The sequence below is a fragment of the Rhodococcus sp. BP22 genome (genome assembly GCF_014281965.1).
In the GTDB taxonomy this organism is placed as follows: domain Bacteria; phylum Actinomycetota; class Actinomycetes; order Mycobacteriales; family Mycobacteriaceae; genus Rhodococcoides.
The window spans coordinates 64,695-87,723 of sequence record NZ_JACFTB010000002.1; the positions used below are offsets into that span (position 1 = coordinate 64,695).

The window sequence follows — 23,029 nt, forward strand, 5'->3', positions numbered from 1 at the left end:
AGCCAGTAACTTCGGAGATTGAGCCAATGTCACCAGCCGACGCATTCACCTCGAGAACAATTACTCCTCCCTCGCGGCCCGCTCCCAGCGACCAGCCTGCGTGGAACACCCAGAAGAACTCCTCGATGCCGACGTACCGGTACCTGCCGTTCGCGGAGGAGGTCGAGCCGATCACCCTCCCCGACCGCACCTGGCCGGACAAGGTGACGGACCGGACCCCGCAGTGGTGCGCGGTCGATCTGCGGGACGGTAACCAAGCGCTCATCGACCCGATGAGTCCGGCACGTAAGCGACGTATGTTCGACCTGCTGGTCCGTATGGGTTACAAGCAGATCGAGGTCGGATTCCCCTCCGCGAGCCAGACCGATTTCGACTTCGTCCGCGAGATAATCGAGGACGGGGCCATTCCCGACGATGTGACGATTCAGGTTCTGACGCAGTGCCGACCCGAGCTCATCGAGCGCACATTCCTTGCGTGCGAAGGTGCACAGAACGTCATCGTGCATTTCTACAATTCGACGTCGATTCTGCAACGTCGTGTGGTGTTTCGCGCGGAGCGCGACACGATCAAGAAGATCGCTACCGACGGCGCACGTAAATGCCTCGAGGAATCCAAGAAGTACCCGGACACCGACTGGCGATTCGAGTACTCCCCGGAGTCCTACACCGGCACCGAGCTCGCCTACGCCAAAGAGGTCTGTGACGCCGTAGTCGACGTCATCGATCCTTCACCAGCCAAGCCCATCATTCTGAATCTGCCTGCAACGGTCGAGATGGCCACGCCGAACGTGTACGCGGACTCGATCGAGTGGATGAGCCGAAATCTCGATCGTCGTGACAGCGTGATTCTGTCTCTGCACCCGCACAACGATCGCGGCACCGGCGTGGCTGCTGCCGAGCTCGGTTACCAGGCGGGCGCGGACCGTATCGAGGGATGCCTCTTCGGCAACGGTGAGCGCACCGGCAACGTTTGTCTGGTCACCTTGGGTCTGAACCTGTTCACCCGCGGTGTCGATCCGCAGATCGACTTCTCGAACATCGACGAGGTGCGTCGGACAGTCGAGTACTGCAACCAACTCCCCGTCCACGAGCGTCACCCCTACGGTGGAGACCTGGTGTACACGGCATTTTCAGGAAGCCACCAGGACGCCATCAACAAGGGTCTGGACGCGATGAAAGTGTCCGCCGACGAACAGAACTCGGATGTCGGCGAGATCACCTGGCAGGTCCCGTACCTGCCGATCGATCCGAAAGACGTAGGCCGCACCTACGAAGCCGTCATTCGCGTCAACTCGCAGTCCGGCAAGGGCGGCGTCGCCTACATCATGAAGTCCGATCACGGCCTCGCATTGCCGAGACGGCTGCAGATCGAGTTCTCGCAGGCTGTTCAGCGCATCACCGACGGTGAGGGCGGCGAGGTGTCCCCGAAGGAAATGTGGGATGTCTTCGCCGAGGAGTACCTGAGTCCGGTACGTCCGCTCGAGCGCATCAAGCAGCGCGTCATCGCGGCCGAAACGGACGGCGGAACCGACAGCATCGTCGCGACGATCCTGCTCGACGGCGTCGAGCAGGACATCACCGGATCCGGCAATGGCCCCCTTGCTGCTTTCGTCGACGCGCTGTCGACGGTCGGTTACGACATCAGCGTCCTGGACTACTCCGAGCACGCGATGTCGGCGGGCGACGACGCCCAGGCAGCTGCCTACGTCGAGGCCTCGGTCACCGGTCCCTCCGGCACTGCTGTGACGGTGTGGGGTGCTGGTATCGCGACGTCGATTACGACTGCATCGTTGCGAGCGCTCGTTTCCGCGGTCAATCGCGCCCTGAAGTAACTTCGGCCGATCACTCGGGCCCTTCTCCGCCTAGGCGGAGAAGGGCCCGTATTTTTCCACCGCCCCCGGGGATCAGGCGAGGAGCTTTGCTTTCGCTGCCGCGAACTCGTTCGCGTCGAGCACGCCTGCATCGCGCATTGCGGCCAACTTCTGGATCTGACCTACGAGGTCGTCCTCGGCCGGAGGCGCGGCTACCGGCGGCGGCGCCTGCTGTTGCTCGTTCCGGTACGACTGTGAGTCCTGGGCTTGTTGCTCGTGCGATTGTCTGCGGCGGTTCATCGCGTTGGACGTCGCATTCGCCGTCCCCGCGACGACAGCGGTGCGGGCCACCGTCCCCAGTAGTCCCGGCCTACCGACGCGTCCTCGTCCGAATACCATGTGCTTCTCCTATACCAGCGCTGCGGCGAGCGCGATTTCGACTGTTTCGCGTGGAATTTGAACGTGCAGTGCGACTTCGCCACCTGCCGCGCGTGCTGCATTCGCGAAGGTTCGGGCCCAGGTCTGCTCGTAGACGAGAACTGCGGCGGAGGTCCCCGGTTCGAGGGACTCACGCACGACGTCGAGGTCCTCGTCGCTGATCAATGCCTTGGCTTCGAGCGAGAGGATCTCGAGACCCACGTCTTCGAGTTTCTCGTCGACATCGACCTGACGATAAGTTCCGTCCGGTCTTCGCCCGATGAACACCAGATCGAGAAGCGACACCGAGCCCTGTGCGATCACACTTTGCAGCGCCTCGACCACCTTGGGATTTGCCCGATCGCCGGGAAATGTCATGACCAACAGGCCAACCGGCCCTATGTCGAACACCGTCTCACTCATCGCAGTGATACTCCCCGCGTTCGCCACCTGTGCCATCATCCGGCGCGGGTGAATTCACCTGTTTCGGATGATGATCTTGCTCGCAGATGAGTGCGACACTAAGGCGCAGGGCCTTTCACCAATTTTCTGTCACCAGAAGTTGGTCTCACTCGAAATGGAGCATCGAATCGTGGATTCGTTCTGGGATTTCCTCTGGCTGATCATCGTCAGCTTCGCATTCATCGCCTATCTCATGGTGCTGTTCTCGATCATCGGAGACTTGTTCAGGGATCACAAGAGCTCTGGATGGGTCAAGGCCATCTGGGTCTTCTTCCTCATCCTGGCACCGTTCATCACTGCGCTGATCTACCTGATCGCCAAGGGTGGCGATATGACCAAGCGTCAGGTTTCGGCCATGCAGCACGCAAGGGACGAACAAGAGCAGTACATCAAACAGGTCGCAGGACGCACCTCCGCCGAGGAGATTGCACATGCCAAGGCACTTCTCGACAGCGGAACCATCACCGAAGACGAGTTCACGCAGCTGAAGGCCAAGGCACTACAGTAGAAAGGCTTCTTCGCGTCTGAGCGGAAATGTATTGCAGGTCATGCATTTCCGCTCACCTGCGAAGCCTCCGCACGAAAAGCTTCGATGACCGCGGCCACGGCCGGGAGCCTGTGTGCTCCCGGCCGCGTCGCGAGTTCGTAGATCCGTCCGGCCTTCACACCCTTCAACGGCAGCCGAACCAGCAGCGGATGCACTACCGCATAACGCGGCATCAGCGCGACGCCGTGGCCGCGGGCCACGAGTTCCTCGGTCACTCGAAAATCATTGATGCGCTGCACAACTCGAGGTTGCACTCCGGTAGCTGCCGCAACCGAGAGCAAAACGTCGTCGACCGGGAAGCCACCACGCACGCTGATCCAGCGCTCATCCGCCAGCTGGCGCACATCTACCGAATCCTGCTCGGCCAGTGCATGATCGGGCGGTAACACCAGATCGATCGGTTCACGCATCAGCGGCACGACCTCGATACGCATGGCCGCGGTCGCCGGGGCAACGTCATCACGATGAGTCAAGACGACGTCATAGTCCGCAAGAAGCGCCGATGCGGAAGATGCGGGGAGGTCCTCGTCGCTGGCTTCGATGCGAGTTCCGCTCTCGCTCAATCTGCCCAGCACACCGGGAAGCAGTAGCGCCGCGCCCGATGGAAACAGTGCGACGCGCACGCGTCCACGCGGGGAGTTGCTGCACGAGGCCATCTCCGCTGCGGCTCTGTCCAGTGCTGATACGACCTCGTCGGCGCGCAGCACGAGCGCGTGCCCGGCATCGGTCAATCGCAGCCTTCGGCCGTCGGGTTCCAACAGCGTCACGCCGGCTTCTTTGGCCAGCAGTTTGAGCTGCTGGGACACCGCGGACGGGGTCAAGGACAGTGCCGAAGCCGCTGCCGCGACCGTCCCGCGGTCGGCCAGCTCCCGAAGGATCCGCAAGCGGTCAACGTTCATGAAGCACAGCTTAATCATTCATGCGGATTTATTAGATTGTGCTGATGTTTGCTACCGATCAGGATAGTGACCGTGAACAACCGCGATCGACTCCTCGGGCTCACCGTCGCGGTGCTGTGGGGGCTCAACTTTCTTGCCATTCGGGTCGGGCTCGATCACTTCCCGCCGTTCTTCTTCGCCGGTCTTCGGTTTCTCGTCATCGCGATCCCGGTATTGCTGTTCGTTCGTCCGCCGAAGGTGCCGATCGCATGGCTTCTGCTCTACGGGTTCGGCTTCGGATTTCTTCAATTCGCCTTTCTCTTCGCTGCAATGAAGGCCGGAATGCCCACCGGGCTCGCCTCCCTCGTGCTGCAATCCTCTGCACCGTTCACCATCGTCCTCGGCGCGCTGCTACTTCGTGAACACGTCGGTCGCCGCCGAACAGTGGGTATCACCGTCGCCGTCGTAGGTATGGTCCTCATCGGTTGGGACCGAGCACAGGCCGCGTCGTTGCTGCCCGTCGCCCTGACGTTGCTCGCCGGGCTCGGATGGGCATTCGGCAACCTCGGCAACAGGCTCGCCAGGTCGACCGAACCGATGCGGCTGATGCTGTGGATGTGTGTTGTCCCGCCGCTTCCGATGCTTGCACTCTCGGCTGCCGTCGAAGGACCATCCACAGGGTGGCGTGCCCTCGGTGACTCGTTCAGCTCGTCGGGTTGGCCGGCGCTCGCCGGTCTCACCTACATCGTGCTGCTGGGCACGATCGCCGGATCGGGTCTTTGGACGGTACTGATCAGTCGCCACCCCGCGGGTGTCATCGCACCGTTCTCCCTGCTCGTCCCCGTCGTCGGCATCGCCGGAGCGTGGATCTTCCTCGCCGAGTCCCCGAGTGTCTTGTCTCTGATCGGAGCCGCTGTCGTCATCGGTGGCTGTCTCGGCGGAATGACCGGAACTCGGGGCACGACCGGGGCTGTGAGCCCGGGGCGTGATCGACCTCGGTTCAGGGAAGCTGAACCATGTCTTCCTGACCCCAGATTGCACGCATCGAAGTGATCTTGCCCTCGTCGTCGAACTCCATCACGTCGATCGGCGAGATCTCGAGCAGCTTGTCCCCGAACTTGGTTGTCAGCTTGAAGTGGAACGCCGCGGTGCTCGCCGCGATCCGCACCGTCAGCACCTCTCCGGTCTGCTCCATCGGTTCGACCACTGCATAGAACTCCCTGATCGAGGCCTCGGTGGTCTTGACCTCGGTGCCGACCGGATCTTCCACCGTGGCGCCCTCGGCGTACAACGCCAAGACGTCGTCGACAGTGCCGTGCGCGACGGCCTGGACGTATGCGTCGACCGTCTTGCGGATGACATCGGCAGTTGGAGCCATGAAAAGTAGTCCCTTCATCGTTTTTAGAACATGTTCCAAAAACAAGATAGCGGTCCGAGGCAACTTCCGAGGAGAGTTCATCGGCCAGTCTGTGCCAGACTCGGCGCATGGTTCGAGCGGGTGAGCGCAGAGCGGCGATAGGTGCACGCGGAAGGCTGGCACTACGAGCAGCCGAGGCTGCAACGTGGGCGTCACGCAAGGCAGGCCGGGGCAAGGGATCGATGATCGGCGGCCTCGTCGCCCTCAAGATCGACCCCGACATCCTGACTGGCCTCGGCTCCGGCCGTCGCACGGTTGTGGTGACGGGTACCAATGGAAAGTCGACGACGACGCGGATGACGGCGGCGGCACTCGCTCCCCTCGGAGAAGTAGCCACCCAGGCCGACGGCGCCAACATGGATGCCGGAATCGTCGCGGCCCTGTTCGCGCATCTCGATGCACCGATCGCTGCGCTGGAAGTAGACGAACTCCACGTCCCCCACGTGTGCGACGCGGTGTCCCCCGACGCTGTCGTTCTACTGAACCTCAGCCGCGATCAGCTCGATCGCGTCGGCGAGATCAACATGATCGAGCGCAAGCTGCGCGCCGGTCTCGCACGGCACCCCGAGACCGTCGTCATCGCCAACTGTGACGACGTCCTCGTCACGTCCGCCGCGTTCGATGCCCCCAACGTCGTATGGGTAGCCGCAGGAGGCGGCTGGGCGGGAGACTCCGTCAGCTGCCCGAGGACCGGCGAACCGATCGTTTGGGACGGCGACCACTGGTACAGCACCGGCGGCGAAGTCGGAAACGGCGTGGCCTTCGAGCGCCCGACACCCGACTGGTGGCTCGACGACGAAAATCTGTACGGGCCGAACAGTCTGAAGATTCCGATGACCCTGGCCCTGCCCGGTAGAGCCAACCGCGGTAACGCAGCTCAAGCCGTCGCCGCTGCCGTGACTCTCGGAGCGAGCGCGGTCGACGCCGTTGCCGCGGCGTCGGGAGTGGACGAGGTCGCCGGCCGCTACTCGACAGTCCAGTACGGACCTCATTCCGTACGTCTGCTTCTCGCCAAGAATCCCGCGGGATGGCAGGAAGCCATGTCGATGATCGACCCCACCGTGGACGGTCTGGTCATCGCCGTAAACGGTCAGGTTCCCGACGGTGAAGACCTCTCCTGGCTGTGGGACGTACGCTTCGAACACTTCGAGAATGTCGCCGTCGTCGCTTCCGGAGAACGCGCCACCGATCTCGGCGTGCGCCTGCTCTACGCCGGTTCCCCACACACGACCGTGACAGATCCGCTGAAGGCCATCGCATCATGTCCGCCCGGACGCGTGGAAGTGCTGGCCAATTACACCGCGTTCCGCGACCTCGGCCGCGCGCTCGCCCGCGAGGTGCACGATGTCTGAGTCCACCGTTCGGATCGGGCTCGTCCTGCCCGACGTCATGGGAACCTACGGAGACAACGGCAATGCGCTGATTCTCCGGCAGCGTCTTCGGATGCGCGGTATCGATGCCGAAGTCGTCCACATCACGCTGCAGGACCCTGTCCCCGAGTCACTCGACGTCTACACCTTGGGCGGCGCCGAGGACTCGGCGCAACGATTGGCGACGCGTCACCTCGCCCGATACCCCGGACTGCAGAATGCGGCCTCACGCGGCGTTCCCGTCCTCGCGATCTGCGCGGCCATTCAGGTCCTCGGGCACTGGTACGAAACATCCTCCGGCGAGCGCGTCGACGGCGTGTCACTGTTCGACGTCACCACCAAGCCGCAGGCGACGCGGTCGATCGGTGAGGTCGTCACCGAACCTTTGCTCGCCGGGCTCACTTCGCATCTGACCGGCTTCGAAAACCACCGTGGTGGAACGACACTCGGCGCCGACGCTTCCCCACTGGGGAAGGTCACGCACGGAGTCGGCAACGGTGTCGGCGACGGCCGCGAAGGCGTCGTACAGGGTTCGGTGATCGGGACGTACATGCACGGGCCGGTACTCGCGCGCAATCCCGAGTTGGCGGACTACCTCCTCGAACGTGCGCTCGGATCGCCGCTGGCGCCGTTGGAACTCCCCGAGGTCACCCAACTGCGGAAGGAGCGGCTCAGCCGCTAGAGCGTCCCGCTGGTCACGTGAAAGGCCGGCGGCGTCGAACGCGCTGATCGGGTCAGAGCACCCGACGCCCCGTCAGTGCCCGACCCAGGGTGAGCTCGTCCGCGAACTCGAGGTCCCCACCCATCGGTAGCCCCGAGGCCAGCCGGGTGATCGACAGACCTGGGAAGTCACGCATCGTCCTGGCCAGATATGTCGACGTTGCCTCACCTTCGGTGTTCGGGTCCGTGGCGATGATCACCTCGGACACATCGACACCATCGTCCTGGTTTCCTATCCGCACCAACAACTCTCGAATGCGAAGTTGGTCGGGGCCGATGCCGTTCAAGGGATCGAGGGCACCACCGAGCACGTGGTAACGACCTTTGAACTCCCGCGTTCTCTCCACCGCCTGAACATCTTTGGGCTCTTCGACGACGCAGATGATGCTGCGATCGCGTCGCGGGTCGGCACAGATTCGACACAGCTCTTTGTCGGAGACAGTGCCACACACCGTGCAGAACTGGACACCGTCGCGGACGCGTTGCAGCGCTTTCAGGAGCCGGTCGATGTCGGGTGGTTCCACGCTCAGCAGATGAAACGCAATGCGCTGAGCGCTCTTGGGTCCAACACCTGGAAGTTTTCCGAGTTCGTCGATCAGATCCTGAACAGGACCTTCGTACACGTGTCGGTCCTAGAAGCCGGGAAGGCCGAGCGAACCGCCACCGAGCCCACCAGTGAGCGGACCGAGCTTGTCTGCCGCTACGGTCTGAGCGGATTTCGCCGCGTCGGCGATCGCGCCGATGATCAGATCCTGCAGTGTTTCGACGTCGTCCGGGTCGACAACCTTCGGGTCGATCGTCAGGCCGACGAGTTCGCCTGTGCCCTTCACCGTTGCCGTGACCAATCCTCCGCCCGCCTGCCCGCTCACCTCGATCTCGGCGATCTGGGCTTGTGCGGCCATCAGTTGCTGCTGCATTTGCTGCGCCTGCTGCATGATCGACGCGATGTCGGGCTGCTCACCGGGTTGCACTGTGGTGTCCTCTCGGTTCGGTTACACATCTCAGCCTAGCCGCGCCCCGCTCAGGGGAGCGCGGCCCAGCATCCGTACACGTGCGTGTCGCCGTACGGCGTTCTATCGAACTTGGCGTTCCAGGTTCGCCAACGTCTGCGCCTGGATCTTCTTCAGTCCGAGCGGTGCGAAAGTTTTCTCGAAGAATCCGCCGATGCCACCTGCGCCCTTCCATTCGGTGGTCGTCGTAACTTGGGATCCCGTCCCGGACGGTTCGACCGTCCAGGTCGTAACCATCGTGGAGTTGGCGTCCCGCTCGGTGATCTTCGATCCCGCGACCGTCACGGTGGCCAAGACGTTGCGCGAGCGCTTCGAGGTTGCCTGCAGCGTCCACTTGGCCACTGTGCCGTCACCCTGGCCACCCTCGACCACTACGTAGTCGAGGTACTGCTCGGGAAGTATGCGCGGGCGCACTGTTTCGTAGTCGGCGAGCGCGGCCAATATCTTGTCGGGTGCCTGAGCGATCGTGATGGAGCTACGCGCACTTACCTGAGCCATGATGTGTCTCCTTCGATGAATCCGTTTCAAGACCAAAGCACCATCCTGCCCGCCCTTGGCGCAGCGTCGGCCCAACGGTATGCGGCGATGTGACAGGGTTCACCGACTTTTATTTAGCCGTGCAAAAGACATGCAAGACGCATCTATTTGACCGATTAGTCCGGTTCCACCGACACTTTCACTCAACATTTGCGTGAAAGTTTTCGTGAGAGGACGCATTCTCGGTGGCCCTCGACCTGCAGTAGAGATAGCGTCAGTCTGTGGCTTCCGCGAACGTGCTGACTAGACGACGACCCGAACCTCGAGAGATCGGATTCGCCGCGTATCGCGCCGGCGTCGGCGCACTACTTTCAAGCTACCGAGCAATCCCCGAGGACGCGACGGTGCGTCTGGCTAAGAAGACCTCGAATCTCTTTCGAGCACGAGCAGGCTCGACCGCCCCAGGACTCGATGTATCGGGGCTGACCGGAGTCATCACGGTGAACCCGACGGATCGGACAGCCGATGTGGCCGGAATGTGCACCTACGAGGATTTGGTCGACGCAACGCTGCCGTACGGTCTGGCCCCGCTCGTCGTCCCGCAACTGAAAACCATCACGCTCGGCGGTGCCGTCACCGGCCTCGGGATCGAGAGCACCTCTTTCCGTAACGGACTTCCACACGAATCCGTTCTCGAGATAGACGTCCTCACCGGAAACGGCGAGATCATCACCGCCACACCGGGCGGCGAGAACGCCGAACTGTTCCGGGGTTTCCCCAACTCGTACGGCACCCTCGGATACTCGACCCGACTGAAGATTCAACTCGAACCGGTAAAGCCGTTCGTCGCTCTCCGTCACGTGCGCTTCCACGACCTCGACACGATGCAGTCGACGATGGACACCATAGTTTCCGAGCGTGCGTACGACGGCATCGAAGTCCACTACCTCGACGGCGTCGTGTTCTCCGCCGACGAGAGCTACCTGACACTGGGTACCCAAACGGCCGAGCCCGGCCCGGTCAGCGAGTACCACGCCGGGCCCGACATCTTCTACCGCTCGATCCAGCACGACGGCGCCGAGCCGAAGACCGATCGACTGACGATTCACGACTACCTGTGGCGTTGGGATACCGACTGGTTCTGGTGCTCACGCGCTTTCGGCACCCAGAATCCGAAAATTCGACGTCTCTGGCCGAAGAAGTATCGACGCTCCAGCTTCTACTGGAAGCTCATCGGCCTCGACCGCAAATACGATATCGCCGATCGCCTGGAGGCCCGCAAGGGAAGACCACCGCGAGAGCGCGTCGTTCAGGACGTCGAGGTTCCCATCGAGAACACCGCCCCGTTTCTGCGCTGGTTCCTCGACGAAATCCCCATCGAGCCATTGTGGCTGTGCCCGTTGCGCCTTCGTGATCCGGCACCTGACGGCGCCGACGGTGCGCGACCATGGCCGTTGTATCCGCTCCAGCCCGAGAAGACCTACGTCAACATCGGCTTCTGGTCTTCGGTCCCCATAGTCCCCGGCCAACCGGAAGGTGCCACCAATCGTGCCATCGAACACAAGGTCACCGACTTCGATGGGCATAAGTCGCTCTACTCGGATGCTTACTACTCCGAGGCAGAGTTTGCCGCGCTGTACGGCGGCGAGAAATTCGAAGAACTGAAGAAAAAGTACGATCCGAAGTCACGTCTGTTGGACATGTACTCGAAAGCGGTGCAAGGAAAATGACAACGTTGAAAGAATCCACCAGTAGCGACGCGAGCCGCACCCACAAGCTCACCATCTCGGAGATTCTCGAGCTGCTTTCCGACGGAAACATCCCCCTCCGTTTCAGCGCTTACGACGGCAGCGCCGCCGGTCCGGAGGATGCCCCGCTCGGACTCAAGCTCAAGAGTCCGCGCGGCACCACCTACTTGGCGACCGCTCCGGGCGACCTCGGCATGGCCCGCGCCTACGTGTCCGGCGACCTCGAGGCCGAGGGCGTACACCCGGGAGATCCGTATGAGTTGTTGCGGGTGATGGGAGACGAGCTGCACTTCCGCAGGCCGTCCGCTCTCACTCTCGCCACGATCACCCGCTCTCTCGGCTGGGACCTGTTGCGTCCCATCGCTCCGCCGCCACAGGAGGCGATTCCGCGGTGGCGCCGAATCGCGGAGGGCTTGCGCCACTCCAAGACTCGTGACGCCGAGTCGATCTCGCACCACTACGACGTGTCGAATACGTTCTACGAGTACGTACTCGGAGAATCGATGACCTACACCTGTGCCGCATACACTTCACCGGAGCAGTCCCTCGAGGAGGCACAGGAGAACAAGTATCGCCTGGTGTTCGAGAAGCTCGGATTGAAGGAAGGCGACAGACTGCTCGATATCGGTTGCGGCTGGGGCTCGATGGTCCGCTATGCCGCACGACGTGGCGTCAAGGTCATCGGCGCGACTCTTTCTCGCGAGCAAGCAGACTGGGCGCAGAAGGCCATTGCCGACGAAGGGCTCTCCGAACTCGCCGAGGTTCGTTTCTCCGACTACCGCGACATCGCCGAGACCGGTTTCGATGCGGTGTCTTCGATCGGCCTCACCGAGCACATCGGGGTGAGTAACTATCCAGCGTATTTCAGTTTCATTCAGTCGAAGTTGCGCGACGGTGGTCGAGTGCTCAACCACAGCATCACCCGCCCCGACAATCGAAGCCACGCCAAAGCCGGATCGTTCATCGACAGGTACGTCTTTCCGGACGGTGAGCTGACCGGCTCGGGGCGCATCATCAGCGAGATGCAGGATGTCGGCCTCGAGGTGCGGCACGAGGAAAGCCTCCGCGAGCACTATGCCCTCACGCTGGCCGCGTGGTGCCGCAATCTCGTCGACAACTGGGACGCATGCGTCGCCGAAGCCGGCGAAGGAACCGCCCGCATCTGGGGCCTCTACATGGCCGGCTCACGTCTGGGATTCGAACGCAATGTCGTTCAGCTGCACCAGGTTCTGGGCGTCAAGCTCGGACCCAAGGGTGAAGCCGGCCTCCCACTGCGGCCCTGGTGGGATGCCTAGGCACCTTCCGTGAACAGGTGAGCGGAACCTCTAGACCCGAGGACTGTAGTGCTTCGGATCGTTCCGCTCACCGATCGGCGGCAGATTGCGTGCCGGGGTTTGAGGTAGTACCGCGTCGGCCGGAATGCGTCCGGTCGCGCGGTCCCACCCTGCTCGTCCTCTCGGGTGCATACGGTATCGACGAGGCACCACGGCGAACGCCTTGTCGATCAGCTTTCCCACGGCGGAGAAGATTCGCTCGTCGCGCTCGGTCCAGTTGTAGCCCAACAGATCTCGTACCGATTGGTCGTAGAGCCCGACGGTAAGCCACACGAAACCCCGCGCGACCGGTCGCCGGAGCACACCCCAGATCGGCCCGGGAATCCACGACGCGTACGGCGGCGGCCCCAGCCCCGACAGATCCAGGACGTCGCGAGTGGCCTTGTTGTCTTCCAATACCTCGCGGCACATGTACTTCCAGTACACCTGGAAGTCCTCCCATGTCTCGGGAACCGGGCGCATGCTCATCCCGTACAACCGGTACCACTGAACATGTTCGGTGAACAGTTGGCGTTTCTGTTCTTCACCGAGGCCACCCATGAAGTGGTCCGCCGTCAGAACAGTCCCCATGAAGAACGTTGCGTGCGCCCAGTAGAAGGTATCCGGGTCGAGTGCGTGATAGCGCCTGCCTTTGGCGTCGATGCCCTTGATGTTGTCGTGATATCCACGGACGGCCAGCGCAGTTCGTTCGGCTCGATTGCCGTCGAAGACCACGCCGCCGATCGGATACAGCGATCGGTACAGGCGCTGCCAACGTTCATCGAAGAAGGTCGAATGCTCCTCGACGCCTGCACCGAGCCCGGGATGCATGTTCTGCATGGATCCGGCCCATACCCCCTGCAGCATGCCGCGCCAATCGCCGAAGTACTTCCACGTCAACGACTCGGGCCCCAGCGGAATCGGCCTATCGACCCCAGACTGACTACACATGTTGTCACACTAGGATTCGACAACATCCGTAGTCAATAGAGGCGAGGAGACCGGTGAACATCGACGAACGCCGAAGACACCGGTACGCGACGCTGCTCGACGCCGGTGTTGCACTCCTCGGCTCCCCGGGCGGACCCGCAGTCAGCGTCCGCGCGGTCTGCCGGAGCGCCTGCCTGACCGAGCGATACTTCTACGAGAGCTTCACCGACCGCGACGAGTACGTCCGAGCCGTCTACGCCCACGTCGGGCTTCGAGCACGTACTGCCATCGAAACCGCTGTCGCGACCTCCACCGAAGAGGACCGAGCCGCAGCACCTGTTCGCGCATTCGTCGAACTGGTCCTCGACAACCCTGCTGTGGGCCGAGTACTGCTGCTGGCGCCACTGTCCGAGCCCGCGATCAGCCGAAGCGGAACCGCGCTCGTCCCCGCCTTCGTCGACCTGGTTCGTGCGGAACTGACCGGCCTCGACGCCGTAGACCAGCACCTGGTCGCCATCGGTGTCGTGGGAGCGCTCACCTCGTTGTTCGTCGGATACCTCGACGGGACCGTCACCGCAACGCGGGAGAAGTTTCTCGCTCATTGTGTCCGCCTCGTCGCCGATGCCGGACGAACGGCCTGTCAGCACTCCGCTCGCGTGCCATGATCGGGTGAGCAGATCACCAGAGCACCGCGTCGCACAACAAGGGAGCCGAAAAGTGTCCGATCTCGAGCAGTCGTTTCAGCAGGCCCAGATCGATGTGAAGACGCTGACCTCCAAGCCCAGTAACGACGACCTCCTCAGCCTGTACTCGTTGTTCAAGCAAGGTTCGAAAGGCGACGCCGAGGGTAAGCGTCCCGGAAGACTGGACATGGTCAATCGTGCCAAGTTCGACGCATGGGCGAAGCTCGAAGGAACGAGCCAGGATTCGGCGAAGCAGTCCTACGTGGACTTGGTCGCCAGGATGCTAGGCAAGTAGCAGCTTCGCCCGACCCGAAAGGACCCAGCATGGAGCGTCACGAAACCGAGCTCGACATCGGCACACCGAAGACTCATGCTGCGGGCCTGACCGCCGTCGCGGTGTCGATGAAACGCGCGCTCGGCCACATGGGTCCGGTTCGGACGGCGAAGACCCTTCTCGATCTCAACCAGGCCGAGGGCTTCGACTGCATGAGTTGCGCATGGCCGGATCCCGACCCCGGCCATCGTCACGTCGCCGAGTTCTGCGAAAACGGCGCCAAGGCGGTGGCCGAGGAAGCGACGACGACGCGTGCGACCCCTGAGTTCTTCGCGGCTCACACCATCGCAGACCTGGACGGTCACTCCGAACACTGGCTCGGGCAGCAGGGGCGAATCACCCATCCGATGGTGAAGCGGCCAGGTAGCCAGCATTACGAATCGATCGAGTGGGACGACGCGTTCGCGCTCATCGGCGAGGAACTTCGATCGCTCCCCGACCCCAATGAGGCGATTTTCTACACCTCGGGTCGAGCATCGAACGAATCAGCTTTCACCTACCAGCTCTTCGCGCGGGCATTCGGTACCAACAATCTGCCCGACTGTTCCAACATGTGCCACGAGTCCACCTCGATCGCATTGCAGGAGACCATCGGCATCGGTAAGGCCAGCGTGACGCTCGACGACGTATACGACGCCGAACTGATCATCCTCGCCGGCCAGAATCCAGGCACCAACCATCCCCGCATGTTGTCGGCGCTCGAGAAGGCGAAGCAGAACGGCGCGAAGATCCTCTCGATCAACCCACTGCGTGAAGCCGGTCTGGTGAACTTCAAGAACCCGCAGACCGTCCGCGGAATGGTCGGTCCCGGTACGGACCTCTCCGACATGCACTTGCCGATCAGAGTCAACGGTGATCTGGCGCTGTTCCAGGCGTTCGGGTCGTTGCTCGTCGAATGGGATGCACTCGACCACGAGTTCGTCGAGGCTCACACCGCAGGGTTCGACGCGTGGCGCGAGAACGTGCGCGCCCTCGACTGGGATGTCGTCACCGAATCCACCGGATTGACAAGGGAAGTCATCACCGAAGCGGCGCGTATGCTCCGCGATTCGAAGGCCACCGTCTTCTGCTGGGCCATGGGCTTGACCCAACACCGCAACGCCGTCGCCACCATCAAAGAACTCACCAATCTGGCTCTGGCGCAGGGCAATATAGGCAAGGCCGGTGCCGGGCTGCTGCCCGTCCGCGGCCACTCCAACGTGCAGGGCGATCGCACCATGGGGATCTGGGAGCGAGTCCCCCAGCACTTCCTCGACTCCATCGAGGCCGAGTTCGGTTTCGATCCACCGCGCGAGAACGGTCTCGACACAGTCGACTCGATCCGCGCGATGCGTGACGGTAAAGCCCATTTCTTCCTCGGACTCGGCGGCAACTTCGTTCAGGCGACGCCGGACAGCGACGTCACATTCGAGGCCATGCGCGGCATGCGCATGACCGTGCACATCTCGACGAAGATCAACCGTTCGCACCTCGTCTGTGGTGAGACTGCCCTCATCCTCCCGACACTCGGCCGCACCGAGCAGGACGTGCAAGCCTCGGGCCCACAGTGGATTTCCGTCGAGGACTCCACCTGCTCGGTGCACTCTTCTCGCGGCCCGTTGAAGCCTGCCAGTGCGCACCTCCGGTCCGAGGTTGCCATCCTCACCGGCATCGCCGAGGCCACCTTGGGTGACCGCCATGGCATCGACTGGAAGGGTATGCGTCAGGACTACCGAAACATCCGCACACACATCTCTCGCGTCGTACCGGGCTGCGAAGGCTACGAGGTCAACGTACGCAGGCCAGGCGGGTTCATTCTCCCACATCCACCGCGGGATTCACGAACCTTCGAAACCGACTCAGGGCGCGGCGAATTCACTGCCTTGCCGATCGACGTTCTACATGTCCCGGAAGGCCACCTACTACTCCAGACGCTCCGGAGTCACGATCAGTTCAACACGACGATCTACGGCCTGAGCGATCGCTACCGAGGAATCGAAGGCGGCCGACGCGTCGTGTTCGTCCACCGCGAGGACATTGCCGCACTCGGCTATCGCGACGGCGAGTACGTCGACCTCGTCACCAAATGGGACGACGACGACATCGAGCGGTGTGCCTCGAATTTCCGGATCGTCGAATACGACACCCCTCGCGGATGCGCCGCCGCGTACTACCCGGAGACCAATCCGTTGGTTCCCCTGGACTCGACGGCAGTGGGAAGCAACTGTCCAACATCGAAATCGGTCGTCATCAAGCTACTTCCTGCCGGGGCTGCCGGCACCGAAGGCCGCGGTCGCCAGAACGACGTGAGATCCGACGAGGCTCACAAGTCCCACCCGCAGCCACATCATCTGAGTTAGGCCCCGCCATCGAGAGGCGCTGTCATCCGTTCGGCCCCGTCCACGAAGCCGGCGACGCATGGCGTCTCGCGCGGGCTTCGAACCACCCGCAACCCGGTTGGTTGTCGGCACCGCACACGCCGCATAGTGTGAGCCAGACAACAGTAAATCACATCACATATATGTGATGTGATTGTGAGAGCGGGAGGATTCCGGCCCATGACGGACCAGGTCACGCAGATGACAGTTCCAACGTTCGACAGTCTCGATCCGAGGACAGGCGAGGTGCTGGCCAGCTATCCGATCTCCGACGGCGATGCAGTCCTGGCCGCCGTCGACCGCGCTCGGGCGGCCTCTCGGTGGTGGGATCTTCAGGGTTTCACCGGACGTAAGAATTGGTTGCTCGAGTTCAAGAACGCGATCGCCAAGGATGCGCAGAGCCTTGCTGCGGTCATTGCCGCCGAGAGCGGCAAGCCCGATGAGGATGCGATTCTCGAGGTCATGATGGCCGTCGAACACATCGATTGGGCTGCACGGAACGCCGAGAAGACGCTGAAACAGCGCAAGGTGTCCTCTGGACTGATCAGCGCCAATCAGAAGGCCTATGTGGGCTACCGGCCGTTCGGTGTCGTCGGCGTCATCGGGCCGTGGAACTACCCGTTGTACACCCCGATGGGTTCCATCGCGTACTCACTTGCGGCCGGCAATGCCGTGGTGTTCAAACCGAGCGAGCTCACCCCGGGCGTCGGTGTGTGGCTGGCGAAGAAATGGGAGTCACTCGCGCCGACACAGCTAGTGCTGCAGACCGTCACCGGTGACGGATCGACCGGCGCTGCGTTGTGCACTGCGGGAGTCGACAAGATCGCCTTCACCGGGTCCACGGCCACCGCCAAGAAGGTCATGGCAACGTGCGCCCAGTCGCTGACCCCGCTCGTTGCCGAGTGTGGCGGTAAGGATGCCATGCTCGTCGATGCGGACGCCGATCTCGATGCAGCCGTGGAGTTTGCAGCATTCGGCGCGATGGGCAATGCGGGTCAGACGTGTGCAGGTGTCGAGCGGATCTATGTCGCGGCTCCGGTGTACGAGACCTTCGTCGACAAACTTGCTGCGGCAGTATCAGCGTTGAAACCCGGCGGCGCCGGATCTTCCTCGTACGGTCCGATGACCCTCGGAAAGCAGAGCGACATCGTCCGAAGCCAGATCGAAGACGCTCTGGCCAAGGGCGCGCGTGCTGTCATCGGCGGCCTCGAATCGCTGCACGGCCCGTACATCGACCCCGTCATTCTCACCGACGTTCCCGAAGATTCCACTGCGATAACGGAAGAGACCTTCGGTCCGACGGTGGTCGTGAACAAGGTTCGTGATCTCGACGAGGGAATCGAGCGCGCCAACGCGTCGGTGTACGGACTCGGCGCCTCGGTATTCACCAAGGACACCGAGGCCGGACGACGTGCAGCGGAAAGACTCGACTGCGGCGTCGTGACGGTCAATTCCGTCCTCGGGTTCGCCGGCATTCCTGCTTTGCCGTTCGGTGGTACGGGCGATTCCGGCTTCGGTCGTATCCACGGTGCCGACGGACTCCGCGAGTTCAGCACCGTCAAATCACTTGCCGTACAGCAATTCGCGATACCACTGAAGCTGCTCACGATGAACCGCAAAGCACGCGACATGAAGATCTCGAAACTGATGCTCAAACTGCGACACGGGAGAGGCTGACATGGATGCCACTCCCAAGCGCGGCCGGTACGGGTGGTTGCGGCGAATAGAGGAACTCGATCCGAAAGTGGACAACCACGAGATTCATCTCATCACCGCAGGCTGCGAGTTTCCGTGGGACTACCAACGCGCTCTGGAATTCGCCCTGTTCCGGACGTACTGCGTCCCGACCATCTCCGAACTGTTGGAGAAGACAGGCGAATTCGAGAATCGACCGCAGAAGCGCTACGACGACACATCGCTCCTGATGGCGGAAATGCTCGAGCACGGCTACGACTCCGAGAGAGGACGCGAGTCACTACGGACGATCAACCGAATGCACGGCAAGTACGACATCGACAACGACGACATGCTCTATGTTCTGACCACATTCATCTACGAGCCGATCGACTGGATCGACCGATACGGCTGGCGTCGGCTGCACCCGAAGGAACGCCTGGCAACGTTCTACTTCTACCGTGAAATCGGAATTCGGATGGGTATCAAGAACATTCCGGAGTCCTACACCGAATTCGCGCGATTCAAACTCGACTACGAAGAACGCACTTTCCGGTACACCGAGGACAACCACCGCGTCGGAAAGTACACCCTCGACTTGTTCTGCTCATGGTTTCCGACGGCACTGCATCCGGCGGTACGGCAAGGTGTCTATGCACTGATGGACGACAAGATGGCGCACGCATTCGGCTTCCCGGCCGGCTCACCGACTCTGCGTCGCATCGCGGTAGCGAGTTTACGCGCCAAAGCGCGTGGTGAACGATTCATGCCCAAGCGTAGGCATTCGAGAACCACCGACGATTCGAAGAACAAGACCTACCCCGGCTACCCGCGCGGCTACCGTCCGAGCCAACTCGGTGCGCTCGCCGATCCACCGACGTGCCCGTACACACCCGAACGCAGTGTCGGTCCACGAGCGGAGCAACCCGCGACACTCTGACCGGGAAAATCGAACCCCCGACAGCCGGCACCGCGCGAAAGAGGAACCAGCAATGGACTCACCCGATCACAGCCAGGAGCCGCAACGTTCGGTTCGAAACAACTGGAACAACCAGGTTCGTCGCCACGCCCTGATGAATCCGGACGGGCTCGCGCTGCGATTCCTCGGTGAATCCACCACGTGGCACGAGCTTTCCGACCGGGTCGCGAGGTTCGCCGACGTCCTGAGTCGACGAGGTGTCGGCGCCGGGGATCGCGTCCTGATCCTCATGCTCAACCGCCCCGAATACCTCGAATCGGTGCTGGCAATCAATGCGCTCGGCGCGCTGGCAGTACCCGTGAACTTCAGGATGACCGCCCCTGAGGTCGCGTTCCTGGCCGACAACAGCGGTGCGACGCTACTCGTCACCGACGAGCCGCTGGCTCGACTTGCCGAAGCAGTTGCAGCACAATCGGATTCCGTGGCAGGAACGATCACGGTCGGTGAGGAGTACGAGAGACTGCTCGTCGACGCCGATCACGCCGCACCCGTCGACGTCCCCGATGATGCACCGGCACTGATCATGTACACCTCCGGCACTACCGGCCGACCGAAAGGTGCTGTGCTGACCCACGCCAACATGCAGGCGCAAGCGCTGACGTGCATTCGCGCACTGCAGATGCACGGCGTCGACGAAATCGGCTTCTGCGCATCACCGATGTTTCATATCGCGGCCCTGGGTAGCTTGGCCCCGAGTCTGCTGCTGGGGGTTCCGACAGTCATCTACCCAGTCGGCGCATTCGATCCGGCAGCACTGCTGGATGTCCTGGAATACGAGGGAGTCACCACACTGTTCCTCGTGCCCGTGCAGTGGCAAGCGATATGTGCCGAACAATCGCGAGCGCCACGCGCGGTGAAGCTTCGCGTCATATCCTGGGGCGCCGCCCCGGCGTCGGACACCATCCTGAAGGCAATGTCGGCAACGTTCCCCGATGCACTCAACGTCGCGGTCTTCGGCCAGACCGAGATGTCACCCATCACCTGCGTTCTCGACGGAGCGGACGCGCTGCGCAAGCTCGGTTCCGTCGGCCGCGTCATCGCCACCGTTTCGGCCCGTGTGGTCGACGACGACATGCAAGACGTCACTCGTGGGGAGATCGGTGAGATCGTCTACCGGGGCCCTACTCTCATGCGTGAGTACTGGCAGAACCCCGACGCCACGGCCGACGCGTTCGGCGGTGGTTGGTTTCACTCCGGGGACCTGGTCCGTCAGGACGACGAAGGTTTCGTCTTCGTCGTCGACCGCAAGAAGGACATGATCATCTCCGGCGGCGAGAACATCTACTGCGCCGAAGTGGAGAACGTCCTCTTCTCACATCCGCGGATCCGCGAAGCTGCAGTCATCGGGCGAACCGACGAGACCTGGGGCGAGGTACCCGTAGCCGTAGTTGCCCTGACCGACGCGTCCGGGGCCCCGGATCTGACCCTGGAGGAACTCGTGGAATGGCTGGGCGAGCACCTCGCACGGTACAAACACCCGAAGGAGCTCGTGGTCGTCGACGCTCTCCCCCGCAACGCCAGCGGCAAGGTTGTCAAAGCCGCTCTACGAAGCTCGTATTCACCTGCCGATGCGAACTGACCGGATGACGAGCCCGATCGGCTTCACGGGCTATCGAGACCGCCGGCTACTGGCGCCTGCTGGACCGAAGTGACACAGTTGCCGAGATCCGGATCCGCCGAACTGCTGGTCGGGGCATACCCCGAAAGCGAAAGCACGTAGCCTGGCGGTGAAGGATCGGTGGCTCACTCCGAATGACACGCGTGTCGTTCGAAAAGATTGTCCGAGCCACCAGGCACGATGCAAGAGGGTCCCGACCATGTCATTGAGCGACGGGTCACCACTATCGAGGAGATAAGGCCATGGCTTTACCAGTATTGACTCCGGAACAGCGCACCGCGGCGTTGGCCAAGGCGGCCGAGGCACGTACCGCCAGGTCGAAGCTGCTGGCCGCCGTCAAGTCCGGCGAGCTGAGCGTTGCTGACGTTCTCGCAAAGGCCGAGGGCGACGAGATTGTCAAGAAGACCAAGGTCTCCGCACTGATCAAGGCACTTCCGGGTGTCGGTTCGGTGCGCGCCGCACAGCTGCTCGAGCAGCTTTCCATCGCAGACACCCGCCGCATCGGTGGACTCGGCGCCAACCAGCGTGAAGCACTGCTGGCCGCTGTCGCGTCCTGACCGAGAGGCTCTAGGCGGTACGGGTCATACCGACTGGGGTTAACATTCCCCTATGAATGTCGAAGTGACCCTGCTGCCCGGGATCGGGGTGCGGAAGGATTTCGCCCTCGCATCTGGGCGTCGCATCGGTGTCATCACCCGCAAGGACGGCGTGAACGAGCTGATCGTTTCGCGCATGGATGACCCCGACGCGACACAGGCGTCCATCACACTGAGCAATGAGGAAGCGGCGGCGCTGGGCAATTTGCTCGGCACGCCGCAACTCATTGCTCAGCTCGGGGAAGAGCACCGTGAACTCCCCGGCATCCACACGCGACAGCTCCGCATCAAAGAGGGCTCGCGATTCGACGGCCGAACTCTCGGCGACACCACGATGCGCACCAAGACCGGTGTATCCATCGTCGCGGTCATGCGCGCCGGGCAGGTCCAACCGTCACCCAACCCTGATTTCCTGATCGTCTCCGGCGATCTGCTCGTTGCTGTCGGTACGGCAGAGGGACTGGATGCAGCCACAAAGCTGCTCGGCAATGCATAAGAAGAAACAGGGCTGATTACCCATGGCCGAAAGCGCACTCGCGCTGACCGAACTCGGGGCAGTGTTCTTCGCACTCGGCCTCCTCGCCAGGCTCGCCGGACGCATCGGCGTCTCCCCGATCCCCTTCTATCTCCTCGGCGGACTGTGCTTCGGCAACGGCGGCTTCATCACACTCGACGGTATCGACGAGTTCAGTGAACTGGCCAGCGAGATCGGGGTCATACTTCTGCTCTTACTGCTCGGGCTGGAGTACACCGCCAACGAGCTCGTCACCGGGCTACGCAGGTCGTGGATGGCCGGTGTCGTCGATATCGTCCTCAACTTCGCCCCGGGAGCAGTCGTCGCGCTCATGCTCGGCTGGGGTGGCGTCGGCGCCCTCGTTCTCGGCGGCGTCACCTACATCTCATCCTCGGGGATCATCGCCAAAGTTCTCACCGATCTGGGCCGTCTCGGCAACCGCGAAACACCCGTAGTGCTCTCGATCCTCGTATTCGAGGACCTCGCGATGGCGATCTACCTGCCGATACTGACGACAGTCCTGGCCGGAGTGGGCATTCTTGGTGGCTTCGGTGCGGTCGGAATCTCGCTACTCGTCATCACCGTGGTCCTTGTGGTCGCGCTCAGATACGGACGATTCGTCTCTGCCGTCGTCGACAGCCCCGACCGCGAGGTAGTTCTGCTCACGGTCCTCGGATCTGCGTTGGTGGTAGCCGGCATCGCCTCCGAGTTGCAGGTATCGGCCGCAGTCGGCGCCTTTCTGCTCGGCATCGCCATCTCCGGTTCGACCGCGGACAACGCAACCCGCATCCTCGAACCGTTACGTGATCTCTTCGCCGCCATGTTCTTCGTCGTGTTCGGACTGAATACGGACCCCTCGACCATTCCGCCCGTCCTCGGCTGGGCCGTCGTCCTGGCCGTGGCAACAACGGTCACCAAGGTCATGACGGGCGCCTGGGCCGCTGGTCGACAAGGCATCGGCAGGCCTGGACAGCTGCGCGCGGGCGCAGCTTTGGTCGCGCGAGGAGAGTTCTCGATCGTCATCGCGGGGCTCGCTGTTGCCGCCGGCGCTGTCGACGGCGAACTGGCTGCCCTCGCGACTGCGTACGTGCTGTTGATGGCGGTACTCGGACCCGTCGCTGCACGCGTGGTCGAGCCCCTTACGAAGTCTTTGATCCGGCCCCGGAGTTGAGTG

At 62.5% G+C, this 23,029-nt stretch carries 24 protein-coding genes; 16 read left to right on the plus strand and 8 right to left on the minus strand.

Translation table 11 applies throughout. The annotated features are described in order from the left end of the window. The first annotated feature begins 26 nt into the window (after nt 1-26). A complete protein-coding gene (gene leuA, locus H2510_RS04750) occupies nt 27-1,832 on the plus strand; it encodes a 2-isopropylmalate synthase (protein WP_186627229.1) in 1,806 nt (601 codons plus the stop codon). A 72-nt stretch (nt 1,833-1,904) separates the two neighbouring features. Here leuA and H2510_RS04755 read toward each other — a convergent pair whose 3' ends face one another. After that, complete coding sequence (locus H2510_RS04755) at nt 1,905-2,210, minus strand: SHOCT domain-containing protein (RefSeq protein ID WP_186627230.1); 306 nt, start codon at nt 2,208-2,210, stop codon at nt 1,905-1,907. Nucleotides 2,211-2,219: 9 nt separating this feature from the next. Beyond that, nucleotides 2,220-2,651 carry a DUF6325 family protein gene (locus tag H2510_RS04760; RefSeq protein ID WP_084345912.1) on the minus strand — a complete coding sequence of 144 codons (432 nt, stop codon included), beginning with the start codon at nt 2,649-2,651 and terminating at the stop codon, nt 2,220-2,222. Between the two features lie 154 nt (nt 2,652-2,805). On the opposite strand from H2510_RS04760, the gene H2510_RS04765 reads away from it, so the two are divergent. Further along, the gene (locus H2510_RS04765; protein WP_186627231.1) at nt 2,806-3,198 is read left to right on the plus strand and encodes an SHOCT domain-containing protein; all 393 of its coding nucleotides are present in this window, start codon (nt 2,806-2,808) and stop codon (nt 3,196-3,198) included. Between the two features lie 38 nt (nt 3,199-3,236). On the opposite strand, the gene H2510_RS04770 is transcribed toward H2510_RS04765, so the two are convergent. Then, a complete protein-coding gene (locus H2510_RS04770; RefSeq protein ID WP_186627232.1) occupies nt 3,237-4,136 on the minus strand; it encodes a LysR substrate-binding domain-containing protein in 900 nt (299 codons plus the stop codon). Nucleotides 4,137-4,208: 72 nt separating this feature from the next. Between H2510_RS04770 and H2510_RS04775 the strand changes: the two genes are divergently transcribed. After that, nucleotides 4,209-5,168, plus strand: coding sequence for an EamA family transporter (locus H2510_RS04775; protein WP_186627620.1), 960 nt, complete (start codon nt 4,209-4,211; stop codon nt 5,166-5,168). Here the strand turns inward: H2510_RS04775 and H2510_RS04780 are convergent. Continuing rightward, entirely contained in the window at nt 5,116-5,493 is a 378-nt protein-coding gene (locus H2510_RS04780) for a nuclear transport factor 2 family protein (RefSeq protein WP_186627621.1), read from the minus strand. The two genes, H2510_RS04775 and H2510_RS04780, sit on opposite strands and share 53 nt — an antisense overlap. A gap of 107 nt (nt 5,494-5,600) precedes the next feature. On the opposite strand from H2510_RS04780, the gene H2510_RS04785 reads away from it, so the two are divergent. Together H2510_RS04785 and H2510_RS04790 are read left to right on the plus strand one after the other, a co-directional pair. Beyond that, nucleotides 5,601-6,884, plus strand: a complete 1,284-nt coding sequence (locus tag H2510_RS04785; RefSeq protein ID WP_186627233.1) for a MurT ligase domain-containing protein — start codon at nt 5,601-5,603, stop codon at nt 6,882-6,884. Next, complete coding sequence (locus tag H2510_RS04790) at nt 6,877-7,584, plus strand: type 1 glutamine amidotransferase (RefSeq protein WP_186627234.1); 708 nt, start codon at nt 6,877-6,879, stop codon at nt 7,582-7,584. Before H2510_RS04785 ends, H2510_RS04790 begins: the two co-directional genes overlap by 8 nt. A 52-nt stretch (nt 7,585-7,636) precedes the next feature. Here the strand turns inward: H2510_RS04790 and recR are convergent, their stop codons facing one another. From recR to H2510_RS04805, 3 genes are all read right to left on the minus strand, one after another. Then, nucleotides 7,637-8,245, minus strand: coding sequence for a recombination mediator RecR (recR, locus tag H2510_RS04795; protein ID WP_084345673.1), 609 nt, complete (start codon nt 8,243-8,245; stop codon nt 7,637-7,639). A 9-nt stretch (nt 8,246-8,254) separates the two neighbouring features. Further along, nucleotides 8,255-8,593 carry a YbaB/EbfC family nucleoid-associated protein gene (locus tag H2510_RS04800; RefSeq protein ID WP_136170785.1) on the minus strand — a complete coding sequence of 113 codons (339 nt, stop codon included), beginning with the start codon at nt 8,591-8,593 and terminating at the stop codon, nt 8,255-8,257. Nucleotides 8,594-8,695: 102 nt separating this feature from the next. Next, a complete protein-coding gene (locus tag H2510_RS04805; RefSeq protein WP_186627235.1) occupies nt 8,696-9,130 on the minus strand; it encodes an SRPBCC family protein in 435 nt (144 codons plus the stop codon). Nucleotides 9,131-9,438: 308 nt separating this feature from the next. Here H2510_RS04805 and H2510_RS04810 point away from each other — a divergent pair, with 308 nt between their 5' ends. Both H2510_RS04810 and H2510_RS04815 read left to right on the plus strand, forming a co-directional pair. Further along, a complete protein-coding gene (locus H2510_RS04810) occupies nt 9,439-10,839 on the plus strand; it encodes an FAD-binding oxidoreductase (RefSeq protein ID WP_186627622.1) in 1,401 nt (466 codons plus the stop codon). Next, nucleotides 10,836-12,152, plus strand: a complete 1,317-nt coding sequence (locus H2510_RS04815; RefSeq protein WP_186627236.1) for a class I SAM-dependent methyltransferase — start codon at nt 10,836-10,838, stop codon at nt 12,150-12,152. The genes H2510_RS04810 and H2510_RS04815 overlap by 4 nt, the downstream gene beginning before the upstream one ends. Before the next feature lie 30 nt (nt 12,153-12,182). Here the strand turns inward: H2510_RS04815 and H2510_RS04820 are convergent, their stop codons facing one another. Continuing rightward, the gene (locus H2510_RS04820) at nt 12,183-13,121 is read right to left on the minus strand and encodes an oxygenase MpaB family protein (protein ID WP_186627237.1); all 939 of its coding nucleotides are present in this window, start codon (nt 13,119-13,121) and stop codon (nt 12,183-12,185) included. Nucleotides 13,122-13,174: 53 nt separating this feature from the next. Here H2510_RS04820 and H2510_RS04825 point away from each other — a divergent pair, with 53 nt between their 5' ends. The 9 genes from H2510_RS04825 (at nt 13,175) to H2510_RS04865 (ending at nt 23,026) form a co-directional block, all read left to right on the plus strand. Next, nucleotides 13,175-13,765: a TetR/AcrR family transcriptional regulator gene (locus H2510_RS04825; protein ID WP_186627238.1), complete on the plus strand. Its 591-nt coding sequence runs from the start codon at nt 13,175-13,177 to the stop codon at nt 13,763-13,765. Nucleotides 13,766-13,817: 52 nt separating this feature from the next. After that, nucleotides 13,818-14,078: an acyl-CoA-binding protein gene (locus H2510_RS04830; RefSeq protein ID WP_269302268.1), complete on the plus strand. Its 261-nt coding sequence runs from the start codon at nt 13,818-13,820 to the stop codon at nt 14,076-14,078. 29 nt (nt 14,079-14,107) lie between these two features. Next, nucleotides 14,108-16,456, plus strand: a complete 2,349-nt coding sequence (locus H2510_RS04835) for an FdhF/YdeP family oxidoreductase (RefSeq protein ID WP_186627240.1) — start codon at nt 14,108-14,110, stop codon at nt 16,454-16,456. 198 nt (nt 16,457-16,654) lie between these two features. Further along, a complete protein-coding gene (locus H2510_RS04840) occupies nt 16,655-18,151 on the plus strand; it encodes an aldehyde dehydrogenase family protein (RefSeq protein WP_186627241.1) in 1,497 nt (498 codons plus the stop codon). Between the two features lies 1 nt (nt 18,152). Beyond that, nucleotides 18,153-19,088 carry an oxygenase MpaB family protein gene (locus tag H2510_RS04845; RefSeq protein ID WP_186627242.1) on the plus strand — a complete coding sequence of 312 codons (936 nt, stop codon included), beginning with the start codon at nt 18,153-18,155 and terminating at the stop codon, nt 19,086-19,088. A gap of 52 nt (nt 19,089-19,140) precedes the next feature. Next, nucleotides 19,141-20,706, plus strand: a complete 1,566-nt coding sequence (gene fadD5 / locus H2510_RS04850) for a fatty-acid--CoA ligase FadD5 (RefSeq protein ID WP_186627243.1) — start codon at nt 19,141-19,143, stop codon at nt 20,704-20,706. 281 nt (nt 20,707-20,987) lie between these two features. Next, nucleotides 20,988-21,302, plus strand: coding sequence for an integration host factor, actinobacterial type (gene mihF, locus H2510_RS04855; protein WP_084345684.1), 315 nt, complete (start codon nt 20,988-20,990; stop codon nt 21,300-21,302). Between the two features lie 52 nt (nt 21,303-21,354). Then, entirely contained in the window at nt 21,355-21,837 is a 483-nt protein-coding gene (locus H2510_RS04860; RefSeq protein WP_084345685.1) for a cation:proton antiporter regulatory subunit, read from the plus strand. A gap of 22 nt (nt 21,838-21,859) precedes the next feature. Further along, the gene (locus H2510_RS04865) at nt 21,860-23,026 is read left to right on the plus strand and encodes a cation:proton antiporter (RefSeq protein WP_136170776.1); all 1,167 of its coding nucleotides are present in this window, start codon (nt 21,860-21,862) and stop codon (nt 23,024-23,026) included. The last annotated feature ends 3 nt before the right edge of the window (nt 23,027-23,029 follow it).